1 protein-coding gene is annotated in these 396 nt (G+C 42.4%); it reads left to right on the top strand.

The features are described from left to right. Positions 1-396, top strand: a 396-nt coding sequence (locus C6366_RS21365; RefSeq protein ID WP_199221634.1) for a hypothetical protein, incomplete at both ends; no start/stop codon positions are given.

Below are 396 nucleotides of genomic sequence, written 5' to 3' on the forward strand. Positions count from 1 at the left end.
GATTATGTACCATCCTTTTGTATTGCCTTTTGTTGTTGGTTTTTCAGTGATGGGCGTTGTACTTGTAGCCAGGTATATTTATTGGCTCAGTGGCATGTCGCCTGGCAACAGGCAACGTGTTCTGTGGGGCTTTTTTTCTCGCAGTACTTTGTTGGCGGTGAAAGAAATTTTGCAAGAATCTCTTTTGCATCTGAAAATTTTCCGGGTGAATCCGCTTCTTGGTTTCATGCATGCAAGTCTGGCATTTGGGTGGTTTATGCTCATTGTTGGCGGAAAACTGGAAACATGGTACTATACCGGCAATTTTTTCAATCCACCTTACTATGCAATATTTTTCCGCTATTTTGAGCCGCTCACCGAAGGTTTTTGGATGAACGGGGTACTGCTGTTTTATAT

Source organism: Desulfonatronum sp. SC1 (assembly GCF_003046795.1).
GTDB lineage: Bacteria > Desulfobacterota > Desulfovibrionia > Desulfovibrionales > Desulfonatronaceae > Desulfonatronum.